The organism is Methanobrevibacter wolinii SH, assembly GCF_000621965.1.
Classification (GTDB): Archaea; Methanobacteriota; Methanobacteria; order Methanobacteriales; family Methanobacteriaceae; genus Methanarmilla; species Methanarmilla wolinii.
In genome coordinates this window covers 1-2,288 of record NZ_JHWX01000029.1, presented here as the reverse complement: position 1 = coordinate 2,288, position 2,288 = coordinate 1, and the positions used below count along the sequence as shown (strand labels likewise).

Below are 2,288 nucleotides of genomic sequence, written 5' to 3'. Positions count from 1 at the left end.
CTAGCTAGGAGCTATGTTTTTATTAAACAGTCGGGCCCCCCTGGTCACTGAGACCAGCTATTCACATAGCTGGCACCCCTTCTCCCAAAGTTACGGGGCTAATATGCCGATTTCCCTTAGCTAAGTTACCTTAACACGCCTTAGTCTACTCAACTAGGGGCACCTGTGACGGATCTCGGTACGAAATGATACAATACAAAACCAATTCCCTTTTCAAGGTCTCCATGAATCAGCCAAACCATACAAAAAAAGTACAGCTCATCACAACACCACCTGGTTCTCGCTATTACACCTCTCCCCAGGCTTACTTTGCTTAAATAGGACGACAATCCTACAAGGCCTATCTCAAAGAGTCAGAAATCAGCCCAAACGTCACCGTAAATGTACCATGTACAGGAATATTAACCTGTTTCCCTTTCGACCAGCTCGACTTACAACTGGCCTTAGGATCGACTAACCCTTGGCTGACGAACATTGCCAAGGAACCCTAGCCCCTCCGGCGGTAATGATTCACACATTACTTTGCTGCTACTACTACCAGGATCCACATACCTGCAAGGTCCAAAGGAACTTACGCCCCCTCTTCAACCCACAACAGGCCGCCACTCTACACCATTACACAAAAAAATGTGCAGTCCATGGTATCGGTAGTTGGATTAAATCCCGTCCATTTTAGGCGCCTTTGACCTCGATGGGTGATCTGTTACGAACTCGTTAAAGGATGGCTGCTTCTAAGCCCACCTGCCCATTGTCTTGGGCCAAAGACTTCCTTACACTTATCCAACATTTAGGGACCTTAACCACAGTCTAAGTTGTTTCTCTCTTGGAACACAAGTTTACCCCGCATCCCTCAATCCAACCTTCTACGACGGTAGCGAGTTCGGAGTTTTACAGTGCGCCGAGTAGTTTCCCACCCTAAACGCCCAATCAGTGCTCTACCCCGCCACCTATCTCCAGTCAGTCTGGCCTCAGAGCCATTTCGAGTGGAACCAGCTGTCACCGGCTTTGATTGGCCTTTCACCACTATTCCCAAGTCAAAAGAGTGTTTTGCACGACAACAACCCGCCGGACCTCCATCGCTCGTAAGAGCGACTTCATCCTGCCCAGGAATAGATCAACCGGCTTCGGGTTTTACCGCTGTGACTTCAGGCCCTATTAAGACCCTGCCCCTCACACAAAAAAAAGATTCATGCTGCGAGCTAAATCGGCTTCCCTACGACTACGAAGCTAAAAACACTCCTTAGTCTCGCCACAACAGAAAACTCCCTGGCCCGTATTTCAAAACGGACGATACAACACTAGTCCATTCACCTCATACTACAACGTTACCATTGATTCTTTCAGCAAACTTCATTCCTTACATGCCATATCTGGCTATCACTATCTGGTTTCAGGTTCTTTTCACCCCCCTAAGGGGTTCTTTTCAGCATTCCCTCACGGTACTAAATTCGCTATCGGTCTTAAGAAGTATTTAGAATTAGGAGTTGATGCCTCCCAAATTCAAACCCGATTTCCAACGGATCCTACTCTAGAACAAAAAAGCAAAACAATCTTAAAAATGCACATACTCTACGGGGCTATCACCCTCTACGGCGCAACATTCCAAATCAACTTCAACTTAAACACAAATAAGATCATAACTTAAAAGTCTAAAACACCACATCTCCCGCAATTCACAAAGCAGGATTCAGTTTGTCCTACATCGTTTTCGCTCGCCGTTACTAACGATATCGAAATATTTCTTTCTCTTCCTCCGCTTACTAAGATGTTTCAATTCAGCGGGTTCCCAATCCACAAAAAAATGGAATAAACACCCCCCATAAAAGAGGATATTTAGGAAGTCCCATTAGGCAATCCCAGGTTCAAAGGATGTATGCTCCTCGCCCAGGCTTATCGCAGCTAACCACGACCCTCATAGGCAACTTAAGCCAAGCCATCCCCCAGACAGCATAAGTAGCAATATTTTCTAAAAAAGAATAAAACATAATACTAGTTGAACAATTAAATCTAAAAAAACTAAGTCTTAAATCTAATAGACATAAAACATTAAATTAAACAGTAAACTTACTAAAAAAAACATATCATCAAAAAAAAGATTCATCCCCTTATAAAAACATTATAAGAAAAAATAACAAAATCTTCAACAATACATCGTTCTGGTTAATTAATGCCAGTAGGGTTACTAATGCACAGAATCATCACACAACAATCAAAAAATTATATTTCAATCATCATCCAAACAATTCCCTTCACACCACTACACAAACATAAGGTGCTGCACAAATAAA

At 43.3% G+C, this 2,288-nt stretch carries 1 rRNA gene; it reads right to left on the bottom strand.

Going from position 1 to position 2,288, the window contains the following annotated elements:
* Positions 1–1,965 (bottom strand): 23S ribosomal RNA (locus T523_RS09145); the annotation flags it as partial.
* Positions 1,966–2,288: the final 323 nt, after the last annotated feature.